The following is a 14454-nucleotide window of genomic DNA, read 5'->3' on the forward strand; positions in this document are numbered from 1 at the left end:
GATACATCAATGCCGGGGCATGGCCAGCCTGCCCCGGCATTCTTGTTTTAATTCCCGTTTCCCGCACATAGCCAGACGAGCCTGCCATGCACGTCTATATTTTACGTCGATTGATCCTGATGGTGCCGGTGTTACTCGGCCTGACCGTGATCGTTTTTCTGATTATGTCGATGATCCCCGGTGATCCGGCATTGGCGATCCTTGGATCCTATGCCACGCCGGACAATGTCGCGAAATTGCGCGCCGATCTTGGTCTGGACAAAACCATGGTCGAACAATACTGGATCTGGCTGACCAATATGCTTCAGGGCGATTTCGGGCGATCCTATAGCCTGAACCGACCGGTCCTCGATGAAATTCTCGAACGGTTTGGTGCGACCCTGATCCTTGCGGGAACGTCGCTTGTTCTCTGTACAATTTTTGGCCTTCTGACCGGTATTATTTCGGCCGTGCGTCAGTATGGCTGGGCCGACAAGGCCCTGACCTTCGCGGTTCTGATTGGCATTTCCGTGCCCAGTTTCTGGCTGGGTCTTTTATTGATGATGTTCTTTGCCGTTGAATTGCGGTGGCTTCCGGTCAGCGGCATGTATGCGATTTATGGCGGCGGGGATTTGCCCGATCTGATCCGCCATCTGATTTTGCCCTCGGTAACGTTGGCGGTCGTGGCGACCGGGATTATTGCCCGACTGACGCGATCCAACATGCTTGAAGTCCTGCGTCAGGATTTCATTCGGACCGCGCGGGCCAAGGGGCTTGATGAAAATCGGGTGATTTATCGCCATGCTTTCAAGGCGGCCCTCGTCAATGTCATTCCGGTGATCGGGGTGCAGGCGGGCTTTGTTCTGGGGGGCGCGGTTTATATTGAAACCGTGTTCCAGTGGCCCGGTATCGGCCGCATGCTGGTCAATGCGATTTCAACCCGTGATATCCTGCTGGTGCAGGGTGGGGTTGTTCTGGTCGCGGGCAGTTATGTGCTGTTCAATCTGTTTGCTGATGTGTTGCAGCATCTGCTTGATCCGAGGGTGAAGGCATGACCAGCAACACAGCAACAGCACCAGACATCAAAACCAAAAAGCGCTCCGCACGGCCATCGGCCCTCAAGCTTCTGGCGCGCAACCAGCTTGCCCTGATGGGGGCGGCGATCCTGGCCCTTGTGGTGGTGATTGTCCTGATCACGCCGATCCTGCCGCTGCCCGATCCGGATGTGACCAACCCGGCGCAACGTTTGTTGCCGCCACTATCCGATGGGCATCTTTTGGGCACCGATCACCTTGGCCGTGATTTGCTGTCGCGTTTGCTTTGGGGCACGCGGGTCAGTCTTGCAGTCGGGATTTCGGCATCTTTGGTTGCTGCCCTGTTCGGGTCGACCATCGGGATCGTGTCGGGCTATTTCGGTGGGCGGACCGACAACATCATGATGCGCGGCATCGATATGTTGATGGCCTTTCCATATATCCTGCTGGCCCTGGCGATTGTCGCGGCCCTTGGTCCGGGGCTCATGAATGCGCTTTATGCCATTGCGGTCGTCAATATCCCGTTCTTTGCGCGAAACATTCGCGGTGTCACGGTGGGCATCGCGCACCGGGAATTCGTTGATGCCGCCAAGCTGTCGGGCAAGGGGCATATCCGGATCCTTCTGACCGAAATCCTGCCCAATGTGATGCCGGTGATCGTGATTACGATTTCGACCACGGTGGGTTGGATGATCCTTGAAACCGCGGGGCTTAGCTTCCTGGGGCTTGGCGCACAGCCGCCGCAGGCCGACCTTGGCTCCATGCTGGGCGAGGGGCGCAAACTGATCACAACCGCACAGCATCTTTCGGCCATTCCCGGTGCGATGATCTTTATCCTGGTGATGAGCATCAATTTGCTGGGTGACGGCATTCGCGATGTGCTGGATCCGCGTTTGAAATCCGGCGCGCTGGCCCGTCCGGCACCGCTGACCAAAATTGATCGCAGCGACGAAGGCACGGGTACCGCGGTTTCCGATGACACGGTCCTGGCTGTTGATGAGCTGCGCACCGAATTTGTCCTGGGTGACGATACCTATAAGGCCGTCGGTGGTGTCAGTTTCTCGGTCGGGAAGAATGAATGTGTGGGGCTGGTGGGTGAGTCCGGATCGGGCAAATCGGTCACCGCGCTTTCGCTTTTGGGGCTTGTCGCATCGCCACCTGGCACGATTGCCGGCGGGCGGGTGATGTTTGATGGCAAGGACGTGTTTGACATGTCCGAACGTCAGGTCCGCGACATTCGCGGCGGCAAGGCGGCCTATGTCTTCCAGGATCCGCTTTCAACGCTGCATCCGCTGTTTTCGATTGGCGATCAGCTGGTTGAGGCGATCCGCGCCCATAATGCCATCAGCTACAAGGATGCCTGGGCCAAGGCGGTGAAGTTGCTGGGCATGGTGCGTATTCCCAATCCGGAACGCCGGGCGGAAAACTATCCGCATGAACTTTCGGGCGGTATGCGCCAGCGTGTCGGCATTGCCATGGCGCTTGCCAATGAGCCGCGCCTGATCATTGCCGATGAGCCGACAACGGCCCTTGATGTCACCGTGCAGGCGCAGATTTTGAAACTGATGAACAATCTGCGCACCGATCACGGGACCTCGGTCCTGTTCATCACCCATGATTTTGGTGTGGTGTCGGAAATCTGTGATCGTGTGGCGGTGATGTATGCCGGACGGATTGTTGAGATGGGCACCACCGAACAAGTGCTCCGCCATCCGGCCCATCCCTATACCAAGCGGCTGATTGATTGCGTGCCGCGTCTGGGCGAACCGGATCGCAGGACTGCGGCCATTCCGGGCTTGCCGCCAGCAGTCAACAACCTGCCTGCCGGCTGTGCCTTTGCCGATCGCTGTGAACGGGCAGAGGATAAATGCCGGGTTGGCGAGATCAGCTTTGATGATCTGGGCGACGGGCATGGGGTGCGCTGTATCAAACCGATGGAGGCGGCAAATGTCTGAGACGTCTGACGTCGTTTTGCAAACAAGCGACCTTGTTCGCACCTTTGGCGGCGGTCGCACATTGTTTGGCGGGCAAAAGCCGACGGTCTATGCCGTGCGCGGTATTGATGTGGCCGTGCGCAAGGGCGAAACGCTTGGTATTGTCGGGGAATCCGGCTGTGGCAAGTCGACACTGGCGCGCATGCTGGTCGGGCTTGATCACCCGACGGAAGGCACGATTACGCTGACCGGATCGGATATGAATGATCTGATGGCCGAGGATCGCAATGCCCTGTCCAAGCGTATTCAATATGTCTTTCAGGATCCGATCAGCTCGCTTAATCCGCGCAAATTGATCCGTGAAACGTTGGCAGCACCTTTGCGTCATTTACGCGGGCTTTCGGGCGATGCGCTTGATCAGCGGATGAAGGAATTGATGGATGCGGTCAATCTGCGTCCGGAATTTCTTGATCGTTATCCGCATGAATTTTCCGGCGGGCAGGCGCAGCGCATTGGCATTGCCCGGGCATTGGCCGCTGAACCGGAAATCATTGTGCTCGATGAGCCGGTCTCGGCCCTTGATGTTTCGGTGCAGGCGCAGGTTTTGAACCTTCTGGCGGAGCTCAAGGCGCAATTTGGTCTGACCTATGTATTTATCAGTCATGATCTTTCGGTGGTCGAGGCGGTCAGTGACCGGGTGGCAGTGATGTATTTCGGCCGGGTGGTTGAACAGGCGCCCGGACGCGCGCTTTTTGAAAAGCCGCAGCATCCCTATACCCGGTTGTTGCTTGATAGTGCGCCGGTCCCGGGCAAACGCGGCCTGACGGTCGAAGATGCCAGCGCCGAATTGCCCGATCCGCTGGCGCCGCCACCGGGATGTGCCTTTGCACCGCGCTGCCCACGGGCCCAGGATGATTGTGTTGCCACCGTACCGGATGCACAATATGGGCTTGATAATCATGATGCGGCATGTCTGCATCCGCTCAATCCGGTGACAACGTCGGCAAACAGGATAGAATAGGCGCCGAAATGCCTTTTGGCGCGACAGGGAAACACAAATGACAAAGAACCCGATCAAGGGGCCGAAACAGGACTTGGAACTGACCACACGCCCGCGCAAGCGCGAGCGCAAGCGTTCCGATATCATTGCCGACGCGCTAAAGGATTACATCGCGCAAACCGGCCTGCGCCCGGGCGAACGTCTGCCACAGGAAGCCGAGCTGATCACCCTTCTGGGCGCATCAAAGGGCACGGTGCGCGAAGCGTTGAAATCCATGGAAACCCAGGGGATTATTGCCACCCGAACCGGACCGGGCGGCGGGGCGTTCATCGATACCGTGTCCGAGGGGCGTGCTGTCGAACTTCTGGCCAACTATTTCTTTTTCAAGGATCTGACGATCCGCGACATTTACGAGCTCCGGATATTGCTGGAACCGGAAATGGCCGCGGCCTGTATCGGCCATCTGGAAGAGGATGATTTCGAGCGCCTTGAAGAGGTCATGACATGGTATGCAAGCCATCCGACCTCGATCGAGGAGGCCCGGCTGCAACGCATCAAGGAACTGGAATTCCATCTGATGCTGGTGGAGCTTTGCCCCAATCCGCTGTTGTCCTTTATCTGCCGCTTCATGATCGATTTGCTGATGAATTTGACGGTGTGCAAAAAGATCTATGACCAGCCCAACACCGAACTGCGCGAAACCGGCCGCAACTATCAGTTCCGCCTGATTGAGGCGCTGCGCAAGGGGGATGGGGAAACCGCGCGTGCGGTGACCTATCAGCATATGTGTGCCGCCCAACGTTTGATGGAAGAACAGGAAGCAGTGGTTGAAAACCGTTTCTTCCGGTCAGGCAATATCGATGTGCCGCGCGATCTGTCGCCAAGTGCCGAACTGCGGGCACTTTCGGGACTTGCGACCAAACACTGATGTCAAAGCAGATAATATTCAAGGACGGGGATCATGTCTGAAACCCATATCGAACGGCAGTATCTCAGCGCTGTTCTGGCAAAGCTTCTGACGATTGACAGCCCGACGGGCATGACCGAGGAAGCGGTTGAGTTTGTCTGTGCGGAATTGCGCGATATGGGGGTTGCGTTTGAACTGACCCGTCGTGGGGCGATCCGTGCGACCGTGCCGGGTAAACAGCAAAAACCGCACCGGGCCGTTGCCGCACATCTTGATACGCTGGGGGCGATGGTCAAACAGATCAAGGATAATGGCCGTCTTGAAGTTTCCATGATCGGGCATTGGTCATCGCGCTTTGCCGAAGGCGCGCGTGTGACGGTCTATACCGATCACGGCAAGACCATCCGCGGTACCATCCTGACCATCAAGGCGTCGGGTCATACCTATAACACCGAAATTGATACCCAGCCCGCAACCTGGGAGCAGCTTGAATTGCGCCTGGATGCGCGGGTGTCAAACGGCGCTGATGTGCGTGCGCTTGGCGTTAATGTCGGGGATATGGTTGCGGTTGATACCAATGCCGAATTTACCGACAGCGGCTTTGTCGTGTCGCGCCACCTTGATGACAAGGCCGGTGTGGCGGCAGTGCTTGCGGCAATCCGTGCGGTGGTCACGGGCAAGGAAAAGCTGCCGGTGACCTGCAAGTTTCTGTTCACCATTGCCGAGGAAGTCGGTCTTGGGGCGCCGCATATTTTGGATGATGACATTGCCGAACTGGTGGCGGTGGATAACGGCACCTTTGCGCCCGGCCAAAATACCAGCGAATATGGCGTGACCATCGCGATGAAGGACATGTCAGGCCCGTTTGACCGCAAACTTAATCGTCATCTACTTGATCTTTGCGAAGCCGGCGAAATTGAACATTCGCGCGATGTTTTCAAATTTTATCGCAGCGATGTCGCCGCCGCCCTTGAGGCCGGATATGACACGCGGGCATCCTTGATCTGTTTCGGGCTGGATGCCTCGCACGGGCATGAACGCGCCCATATCTTCAGCTTTGTTTCCGTCGCGGAATTGCTGGTGGCCTACCTTAAAAGCCCGATGGTCGATCAGGCCTGAGATGCGCTTTCTTCCGGCGTGGGATCAAGCGGGCGCGGACGGCCGTCTTCATCTAGGGCTACGAAGGTAAACACGCCCTCGGTCACTTTATCGGATGTTTCTTCAAACCGGGTCTGGCGCCAGGCTTGCACATTGATGCGAAGCGATGTGCGCCCGACATGAATGATGTCGGTAAAGAACGATACCTCATCCCCCACATGAACCGGACGCAGGAACGACATGCTGTCGACAAAGACGGTCGCCGTTCTGCCCTTAGCACGCCGTGCGGCAGCAGTGCCCGCTGCAAGGTCCATCTGTGACATCAGCCAGCCGCCAAAAATGTCCCCGGTCGGGTTGGTGTCAGACGGCATGGCAACGGCACGAACCGACGGTTGACGGTCGGGCAGGGTGTCGGTTGCATCGTTTTTAAGGGTCATCAAAGGCGTTCCGATATGGGTTTATGCGACAACGTTACTTTAGTTTGTCCAATTAAAGCCAGCATAAAATATTGCCAAATCAGGGACATGCGAGATGTTCGATGCCCTGAAAAACCATCGCTGTTGGCTTATGCCAAACCGCAGTTTTCCAAGGCGAACAGGGGTGTTTTGGTCTTCAACCAAGAATTCGGATTTTTAATCTTGACCAAATGATCAGGATTGGACATGCTGTTTCTGTCAGAGAGAGGCATCTGCACGTGTCATCAACCGGGGATAACCCCGAAACCATAAAAACACGGCAGATTAATAGGGTTAGGACCCATCAATATGATCGGAATGGCAATCGATATGAATACGCGATTCTAGGAAAATTCAGCAGGGCGGGGTGGTGCCCCGGCCAATGGATTTGACGCTGCAGCGCGCATTCATATCGATTGTCCTTCGGATCACTCAGATTGGCACGGACTACTTTGTCGCAAAAACTTGAAAGATGTATATCTTCCTGCGTTTTTGCTCCGCGTATCCGCACAAATCTGAGAGACCATTGCGGTCATATTGATGGGGCCTAGCCCAAGGGAAACAGTTCGGCACAAGCCGGACGGATACGCCAAGAATGTCAGTACGAGAGATCTTGAGTTGGTCGGGCCCGCCCGTCCACGTGACGCCATAGTTGTATCCTGATCGCGCGCAAGCTGCGATCACATCTGGCCCGCGGTCGATTGTATTTTCATTCTTGTTTTGTCTCTCGATGACGTCAGGAGAGGACGCCTTTTTGGCAGGGAGACAAACAAATGACCACCTTGCAGGCCAAGCAAGCTTCAAAATCCGGCGCCGTTCATGGCGGTGCTGGTCACAATGACGCAGATGACGGTTTTTCCGACCTGCACCCGGCCTATTCCACGCTGCAGGCCATGGCGGAAAGCAACCGCTGCCTGTATTGCTATGATGCGCCATGCGTCACCGCATGCCCGACATCAATCGATATTCCAAGCTTCATTCGCAAAATCAGCACCGGCAACCCGGATGGCGCGGCAAAGACCATTTTGTCAGCCAACATCATGGGCGGCACCTGTGCCCGGGCTTGCCCGACCGAAGTGCTGTGTGAAGAGGCCTGCGTTCGTAACGTCGCCGAAGATACCGCCGTCGAGATCGGCAGCCTGCAGCGCTATGCGGTTGACCATCTGATGGAGCGTGATCTGCCCCATCCGTTCAAACGGGCGCCCAAAACCGGCAAGACGATTGCCGTTGTCGGTGCCGGTCCGGCGGGCCTTTCATGTGCGCACCGTGCCGCGATGCTGGGCCATGACGTTGTCGTCTTTGAATCCAAGCCGAAGCCGGGCGGGCTCAATGAATATGGTCTGGCCGCCTATAAGATGACCAACGATTTCGCCCAGCGCGAAGTCGAGTTCCTGATGGGCATTGGCGGGATTGAAATCGAATATAACAAGGCGCTTGGCAAGGACATCAATCTTGCCGACCTTAAAGCCAAATATGATGCCGTCTTTGTCGGTGTCGGTCTTGGGTCGACCAATGATCTGGGCCTTAAGGGCGAAGATTTCCCGGGCGTTGATGATGCCATCACCTTCATCGAAAAACTGCGTCAGACCGAACCGAAATCCGACATGCCGGTTGGCGACAAGGTCATTGTGATCGGTGGTGGTAACACCGCCATTGATGCAGCTGTGCAGGCCAAGCGCCTGGGGGCTGAGGAAGTGACCCTTGTGTATCGCCGGGGTGCGGAAAACATGTCCGCGACCGAGTTCGAACAGGACCTTGCCAAAACCAACGGCGTTGTTGTGCGCTATTGGGCGAAACCGGTTGCGATCAAGGCCAATGGCAAGCTGTTTGGCATGGAGTTCGAAAAGACCGTGCTTGATGCCAATGGCAAGCTTGTCGGTACTGGCGAAACCTTTGACGTGCGTGCAGACCAGATTTTGAAGGCCATCGGACAAAAAATCAAAACCGATGACCTCGCCGGCATGGAGATCACCGGCGGCAAGATCGTGGTCGATGAGTCCTATCAGACAACCGCCCCGGGCGTGTTCGCCGGTGGGGACTGCATCAAGAGTGGCGAAGACCTGACCGTTCAGTCGGTCGAGGATGGCAAACAGGCCGCCATCGCCATTGATGCATTCCTGAAATCCGTCTGAACCGCTAGCCAAAGGGAGAGAGAAAAATGGCTGATCTAAGCTGCAAAATCGCCGGTATTGATTCGCTAAACCCGTTCTGGCTGGCATCCGCGCCGCCGACGGATAAAAAATACAACGTCGTTCGTGCCTTTGAAGCCGGCTGGGGCGGGGTTGTCTGGAAGACGTTGGGTATTGATCCGCCCGTGGTTAACGTGTCGTCGCGCTATGGCGCCCACCATGACCAGAACCGTCGTCTGCTGGGCATCAACAATATCGAGCTGATCTCGGACCGCCCGCTTCAGACCAACCTGCAGGAAATCCGCGAGTGCCGGGTCGAATACCCCGATCACGTTATCATCGGGTCGATGATGGCCCCGATCGAGGAACGCGCCTGGAAGGACCTGGCCCAGCAGATCGCCGAAAGCGGTGTGCATGGTCTGGAGCTTAACCTGGGTTGCCCGCATGGCATGTGTGAACGTGGCATGGGCTCGGCCATTGGTCAGGTGCCCGAAATGGTCGAACAGGTCACCCGTTGGGTGAAGGACGCGGTCGATATTCCGGTCTTTACCAAACTGACCCCGAACATCACCAACATCCTGTGGTCGGCCGAAGCAGCACTTAAGGGCGGGGCGGATGCCGTATCGCTGATTAACACTGTTAACTCGATCATCTCGGTTGATATCGACAACATGGTCCCGGAACCGGTTGTTGACGGCAAAGGTACCCATGGCGGTTATTGCGGATCGGCGGTCAAGCCGATTGCGCTCAACATGGTTGCGGAAATCGCCCGCACGCCGGAAACCCGCGATCTTGAGATTTCCGGTATTGGTGGCATCACCACCTGGAAAGACGCGGTGGAATTCATGTCGCTGGGTTCAAACGCGGTTCAGGTCTGTACCGCTGCCATGATTTATGGCTTCCGCGTGGTTGATGACCTGATTGATGGCATGAGCCAGTGGATGGATGACAAGGGGTACACCAGCGTCGAACAGTTCACCCGTGCAGCCGTTCCGCAGGTCTCCGACTGGAACGAGCTGAATATGAACTTTGACACCAAGGCGGTGATCAACCCGGATAACTGCATCGAGTGCGGTCGTTGCCACATTGCGTGTGAAGATACTTCGCACCAGGCGATCACCATGACCGACAAGCCGGAAGGCGGCCGTTTGTTCGAGGTCGTTGACGAGGAATGTGTGGGTTGTAACCTGTGCTACCACATCTGCCCGGTTCCCGATTGCATCACCATGGAACCGGTCAAAACCGACAAGCCGCCCATGACCTGGCCGGAACATCCGCTTAATCCGATGCGCATGGCCGCAGAATAACCCAAAGCGCCACCAACCAAGAAGGACTGACTAAATGACTGCTCAACCCAGTGTACGTAACCTGTCTATTGATGGTGATCGCCTTTGGGATAGCCTGATGGAAATGGCCAAGATCGGCAAAACCGACAAGGACGGCGTCTGCCGTCTGGCCCTGACCGATCTTGACCGTGAAAGCCGTGATCTGTTCATCGAATGGTGCAAGGCCGAGGGCTGCTCGATCCGTATCGACAAGATGGGCAACATCTTTGCCCGTCGCGAAGGCCGTAATCCGGACCTGCCCCCGGTCGTGATGGGCAGTCACCTCGATAGCCAGCCGACCGGCGGCAAGTATGATGGCGTTTATGGCGTTCTGACCGGGCTTGAGGTCATCCGCACGCTCAATGAAGCCAAATACGAAACCGAAGCGCCACTGGAAGTCGTTTGCTGGACGAACGAGGAAGGCTCGCGCTTTGCCCCGGCAATGGTGGCATCGGGTGTCTTTGCCAAGGTATTTGATCTTGAATACGGTCATTCCCGTGCCGATGTCGATGGCAAAACCATGGGCGAGGAACTCGAACGGATCGGCTATATGGGGCCGGACGAAGCCACCATTGATGCCCACCCGATGGGGGCCTATTTCGAAGCCCATATCGAACAGGGCCCGATCCTTGAAGACGAAGGCAAGGATGTCGGTATTGTCACCGATGCCCAGGGCCAGCGTTGGTATGAAGTCAAGTTCACCGGTGTCGAAGCCCATGCCGGCCCGACCCCGATGAAAACCCGTAAGGATGCACTTTTGGGTGCAGCACGCGTGATCGAGCTTGTCAACAAGATCGGTCTGGATCGATCCCCGCTGGCCTGTGCGACGGTCGGCATGATGCAGATCCATCCGAACTCGCGCAACGTCATCCCGGGTGAAGTCTTCTTTACGGTTGATTTCCGCCATCCCGACGATGCGGTTCTGGCCGATATGGACAAGGCGTTCCGGGAAGGGGTTGAAAAAATCGCTTCTGACATCGGTCTTGAGACCGAGCTTGAGCAGATCTTCTATTATGCACCGGTGCCGTTCGATAAATCCTGCGTCGATGCGGTGCGCAAGGGTGCTGAACTTGGTGGTTTCTCGGCCCGTGAAATCGTGTCGGGGGCGGGGCATGACGCCTGCTATCTCGCCCAGGTTTGCCCGACGGCAATGATCTTCATCCCGTGTGTCGATGGTATTTCCCATAACGAGATCGAGGAAATCCACAAACCATGGTCGGATGCCGGTGGGCAGGTTCTGCTTAATGCGGTTCTGACCAAGGCCGATGAAACCGTGATGACGGAATAGGTATCGCTGTTTCGCGCAGGGCGACCTTCCGAACCGGAAAACTACTTTCGCAAAAAGCAGGGCGTATCATATGCCCTGCTTTTTTTTGTTTATCGGTGGGCAAGGGCGGTCAGCTTTCGCCTTCGGACATGTCGGTCAGATGATTGCGGGTCCAGAATTCGATCGTGCCGTCTTCGCTCAGTTCCTCGATCAGAAGATTGATCTGTTTGACATGCGCCATGCACGGGCTTTTGCGTGAAAACATGAAACGCACTTCGTTGCTGTCGACCGGCGGTTCGACGATCTTGATATCGTCGCCGAGTTTGTCGCGATAGATATTGGTCAGCCCGTCAAACCGGCCCAGCATGACGTAATCCACCCGGCCGTTCATCAACACGTCAAAGATGCGGTTGCCCGTTGGTGAGAAAATCATATCGAGCCGCTGTTCGGCGAACTTGTCGATATAGTCGCCATAGCTGCCACCGTGCGGGCGGGCCCCGCGATAGCCGATCAGATCATGCAGGTCGGTGACCGCAAACCGGTTGTCGCGATGCTGAAACACCATGATGTCGTCATTGGCGAACGGCACACTGTAAAAGTGGATCTGGTCGCGTTCATGGGTGAAATAGGCCCCGGCAATGACGTCAAGTTCGCCGTTGCGCAACATCTGGATGGCGCGTGGCCACGGGATATCAAGATTGAGATCAAGCTTCAGGTCACTGCGCTTGGCGTAATCTTGCAAAATGTCGATGGCAAGACCGGTATGCTGACCATCGTCGTTGATATAGGTGATGGGCTCCCACCCATTGGCACCGCCAACCGAAAGAGTACGGCAGGTGGTTTTGACGGCGGCCGTCTGTGCTGGCTTGGTCGAGGCGTATTGGGCAAGGGCGGGGGATACCAGCTGCGGTATTCCGCTCCAAAGAACCCCGGCAAGCAGACACATGCCGACTGCACAAATTGAGAGCCTGATGCACACCATGATCGTCTGAAACGTCGTTATTATAAGTGATATCTAAAGTTGGGTAGTTCTTTATATTGTTCAACTATACAGAGGTGGTGTGTATTCGGCGAAAAACTGCGAAAAAGAGGCGCAAAAGGGTGGGATCAGCTCCCGGCCTCATGATCGAACACGGTCTGATCCAGATGATACTGGGTGCGTTCCTTGATGGTGCCGTTTTGCGTAAGTTCGGCAATCAGCAGATTGATCCGTTCAACATGTTCAACGCACGGGCTGTTGCGCGAAAACATCAGGCGGACGGGATTGCGATCAACCGGCGGCTCCACCGGGATGATCGTGTTCTGGGCGCCCAGTTTTTGAAGCGTTGCTACCCCATCGTAACGTGCAAGCAACACATAGTCGACATGCCCGGCAAGCAGTAGATCGAAGATGTGGTCATTGATTGGTGAATAAACGATATCAAGCTGCTGTTCGGAATAGGCGTCGATCTTGTTGCCAAGGCTGCCGCCGTGTGGGCGGGCGCCCTGATATCCCTTCAGATCATCGATCCCGGAATAGCCAAACCGCCGCTCAGCATGCTGAAAGACCATGATGTCATCGGTGTAAAACGGATCGCTATATTGAAACACCCGTTTGCGTTCGTCATTGAAATAGGCACCTGCGGTGACATCAATCTTGCCCTGAAGCAACAAATCAAGGGCCCTGGCCCAGGGGAGTTCGATATCAACCTGGACATTGATGTCGTGACGCTTTGCGTATTCGCGGATGATATCAATCCCCAGACCGGTTTGCCGACCATCGGGTGCGATATAGGAAACCGGTTGCCAGCTTGCCGGACCGCCGATGGTGATCCGGTCACAGGTTGTTCTTTGATCACCGGGTTGCTGGGCTTTGAGGGGCGATACAGCGCCTGCTGTTAGCACGGCCATCGCACAGAATGAAAATATTCTAATAAATTTGGCGTTTGGCAGCTTTAGCCGCATTTTTCCCGCCCCGTCCGTTTCCGCGTTATGTCTGATTATGCAGATATGAACGGGGGCTTATCTATTCAACTTGCGTCGATGACAAACAGCGTTCCCGGCCGAAAAAAAAACGGTGGTGTTTGACGATCAGGCGAGGCCAACACCCTTGAGGATGATGCGCACGACATTTTCCTTGGCTTCGGCGAACTGTGCGTCGGTGAGTGGTTTGTCGTTGTTGAAAATTTCGATCTGACGGCCAAAGTCGGCATAGTGCTGGGTGGTGGCGAAGATCATGTACATCAGGGTGTAGGGTTCGACGTCATCCATCTTGCCCTCACGGATCCAGCCCCGGATGGCCACTACGCGGCTATCGAGCCAGTTTTTGACCGTGGTCGAGATATATTCGGATGAGAATTTGGCACCACGAATGATTTCATGGGCCCAAAGGCGCGACCCATAGGGGCGCACGCGCGACAGATCCATCTTGGCTTCGATATATCCGCGCAGGATAAGGGCGGGGTCGGCACTGTTATCGAACGTCATGGCGGCTTCAAGCCAGTGGTCGCAGACATCTTCCATGATGCGACGATAAAGTGCCTCTTTGGTGCTGAAATAATAATGCACATTGGCCTTCGGGACGTTGGCGGTTTCAGCAATCCGCGCTGTGGTTGCGCCCTTGAACCCGAAATCGGCAAAGACCCGTTCGGCAGCCGCCAGAATCTGTTCTTCGTTTTCCTGACGGATGGCTGCCTTGTGTGCGCCGTTTACTGCGGGTTTTGTGCTCATTTTATGGTCCCGTTTCGCGCCGATTTTGGTGGTTCTCAATCGGGCTTTGTGTTTTGTGTCATTTATCTTGACCGTTTGGTCAGGTTAAAATAACCTCTACTTCTAATATCAAAAAGAAACTTTTTTTATGCGCGTCTGGCCGAGGGTCCAAACTTATCCAAATGACCGTTCCGGTCTCCCGGATTTGTGCGGATATGCGAAGCAAAATTGCAGGAAGATGCACATCTTTCAAGATTTTGCGACAACGTAGGCCGTGCAAATCCGGGTGATCCGAAGGACAACTGATATGAGAGAAAGCCTCTGCGTCAAATCCTTTGATTGGGGACTATCCCAATCTGCAGGCTTTTCCTTGCTTTTTCTCTCATATCAATTGCCGGATCGATCATTTGGATGAGTTTGGACCCTAGCCATGGTCAAGAGTCGGTTTTGTCCGAAATATCGAACAGTCCCGATGAAAGATAAACACAAAATAGACGCCGTAAACAAAAATCAGGGTCGCCGAAATGGTGTTTGACGGTCGAATATTCGAAACAGTTCCGCGGTGGTGTTAAAGCGCTAGTGCATGGGCATGTCTCATGCTAACGACTTTGATGTGCCCGTATCACGGGCCTTTCCGG

General features: G+C 55.5%; 12 protein-coding genes. 8 read left to right on the forward strand and 4 right to left on the reverse strand.

The annotated features are described in order from the left end of the window. Positions 1–86 precede the first annotated feature (86 nt). The 5 genes from ACXAF0_RS07905 to ACXAF0_RS07925 are packed head-to-tail and all read left to right on the forward strand — an operon-like array spanning position 87 to position 5973. Positions 87–1034 carry an ABC transporter permease gene (locus tag ACXAF0_RS07905; RefSeq protein WP_475345345.1) on the forward strand — a complete coding sequence of 316 codons (948 nt, stop codon included), beginning with the start codon at positions 87–89 and terminating at the stop codon, positions 1032–1034. Next, positions 1031–2968: a dipeptide/oligopeptide/nickel ABC transporter permease/ATP-binding protein gene (locus ACXAF0_RS07910; RefSeq protein ID WP_475345346.1), complete on the forward strand. Its 1938-nt coding sequence runs from the start codon at positions 1031–1033 to the stop codon at positions 2966–2968. The genes ACXAF0_RS07905 and ACXAF0_RS07910 overlap by 4 nt, the downstream gene beginning before the upstream one ends. After that, positions 2961–3968, forward strand: a complete 1008-nt coding sequence (locus ACXAF0_RS07915; RefSeq protein WP_475345347.1) for an ABC transporter ATP-binding protein — start codon at positions 2961–2963, stop codon at positions 3966–3968. The genes ACXAF0_RS07910 and ACXAF0_RS07915 overlap by 8 nt, the downstream gene beginning before the upstream one ends. A 37-nt stretch (positions 3969–4005) precedes the next feature. After that, positions 4006–4875 (forward strand): FadR/GntR family transcriptional regulator, encoded by an 870-nt coding sequence (locus ACXAF0_RS07920; RefSeq protein ID WP_475345348.1) that lies wholly within the window; start codon positions 4006–4008, stop codon positions 4873–4875. A 33-nt stretch (positions 4876–4908) separates the two neighbouring features. Next, positions 4909–5973, forward strand: coding sequence for an osmoprotectant NAGGN system M42 family peptidase (locus tag ACXAF0_RS07925; protein WP_475345349.1), 1065 nt, complete (start codon positions 4909–4911; stop codon positions 5971–5973). Here ACXAF0_RS07925 and ACXAF0_RS07930 read toward each other — a convergent pair. After that, positions 5964–6389 (reverse strand): acyl-CoA thioesterase, encoded by a 426-nt coding sequence (locus ACXAF0_RS07930; RefSeq protein ID WP_475345350.1) that lies wholly within the window; start codon positions 6387–6389, stop codon positions 5964–5966. The two genes, ACXAF0_RS07925 and ACXAF0_RS07930, sit on opposite strands and share 10 nt — an antisense overlap. Positions 6390–7180: 791 nt before the next feature. Here ACXAF0_RS07930 and ACXAF0_RS07935 point away from each other — a divergent pair. The 3 genes from ACXAF0_RS07935 to ACXAF0_RS07945 are packed head-to-tail and all read left to right on the forward strand — an operon-like array spanning position 7181 to position 11149. Next, positions 7181–8539: an NAD(P)-dependent oxidoreductase gene (locus ACXAF0_RS07935; protein WP_475345351.1), complete on the forward strand. Its 1359-nt coding sequence runs from the start codon at positions 7181–7183 to the stop codon at positions 8537–8539. Positions 8540–8565: 26 nt separating this feature from the next. Beyond that, a complete protein-coding gene (gene preA, locus ACXAF0_RS07940; RefSeq protein WP_475345352.1) occupies positions 8566–9843 on the forward strand; it encodes an NAD-dependent dihydropyrimidine dehydrogenase subunit PreA in 1278 nt (425 codons plus the stop codon). A gap of 34 nt (positions 9844–9877) precedes the next feature. Then, positions 9878–11149, forward strand: coding sequence for an allantoate amidohydrolase (locus tag ACXAF0_RS07945; RefSeq protein WP_475345353.1), 1272 nt, complete (start codon positions 9878–9880; stop codon positions 11147–11149). Positions 11150–11258: 109 nt separating this feature from the next. Here the strand turns inward: ACXAF0_RS07945 and ACXAF0_RS07950 are convergent, their stop codons facing one another. The 3 genes from ACXAF0_RS07950 to ACXAF0_RS07960 all read right to left on the reverse strand — a co-directional run bounded on the left by ACXAF0_RS07950 (position 11259) and on the right by ACXAF0_RS07960 (position 13837). Then, positions 11259–12074: a substrate-binding periplasmic protein gene (locus ACXAF0_RS07950; RefSeq protein ID WP_475345354.1), complete on the reverse strand. Its 816-nt coding sequence runs from the start codon at positions 12072–12074 to the stop codon at positions 11259–11261. 161 nt (positions 12075–12235) lie between these two features. After that, entirely contained in the window at positions 12236–13012 is a 777-nt protein-coding gene (locus tag ACXAF0_RS07955; RefSeq protein WP_475345355.1) for a substrate-binding periplasmic protein, read from the reverse strand. A gap of 186 nt (positions 13013–13198) precedes the next feature. Continuing rightward, positions 13199–13837, reverse strand: a complete 639-nt coding sequence (locus tag ACXAF0_RS07960) for a TetR family transcriptional regulator C-terminal domain-containing protein (RefSeq protein WP_475345356.1) — start codon at positions 13835–13837, stop codon at positions 13199–13201. Positions 13838–14454 lie beyond the last annotated feature (617 nt).

This window comes from Thalassospira sp. ABD4_177 (genome assembly GCF_056160125.1).

Excerpts from the sequence above, each read along its gene's own strand:
- ACXAF0_RS07935 (WP_475345351.1), top strand. The coding sequence starts at position 7,181 with ATGACCACCTTGCAGGCCAAGCAAGCTTCAAAATCCGGCGCCGTTCAT.
- ACXAF0_RS07925 (WP_475345349.1), top strand. The coding sequence starts at position 4,909 with ATGTCTGAAACCCATATCGAACGGCAGTATCTCAGCGCTGTTCTGGCA.
- preA (WP_475345352.1), top strand. The coding sequence starts at position 8,566 with ATGGCTGATCTAAGCTGCAAAATCGCCGGTATTGATTCGCTAAACCCG.
- ACXAF0_RS07945 (WP_475345353.1), top strand. The coding sequence starts at position 9,878 with ATGACTGCTCAACCCAGTGTACGTAACCTGTCTATTGATGGTGATCGC.
- ACXAF0_RS07920 (WP_475345348.1), top strand. The coding sequence starts at position 4,006 with ATGACAAAGAACCCGATCAAGGGGCCGAAACAGGACTTGGAACTGACC.
- ACXAF0_RS07905 (WP_475345345.1), top strand. The coding sequence starts at position 87 with ATGCACGTCTATATTTTACGTCGATTGATCCTGATGGTGCCGGTGTTA.
- ACXAF0_RS07915 (WP_475345347.1), top strand. The coding sequence starts at position 2,961 with ATGTCTGAGACGTCTGACGTCGTTTTGCAAACAAGCGACCTTGTTCGC.
- ACXAF0_RS07910 (WP_475345346.1), top strand. The coding sequence starts at position 1,031 with ATGACCAGCAACACAGCAACAGCACCAGACATCAAAACCAAAAAGCGC.
- ACXAF0_RS07930 (WP_475345350.1), bottom strand. The coding sequence starts at position 6,389 with ATGACCCTTAAAAACGATGCAACCGACACCCTGCCCGACCGTCAACCG.
- ACXAF0_RS07960 (WP_475345356.1), bottom strand. The coding sequence starts at position 13,837 with ATGAGCACAAAACCCGCAGTAAACGGCGCACACAAGGCAGCCATCCGT.
- ACXAF0_RS07950 (WP_475345354.1), bottom strand. The coding sequence starts at position 12,074 with ATGTGTCTGCTTGCCGGGGTTCTTTGGAGCGGAATACCGCAGCTGGTA.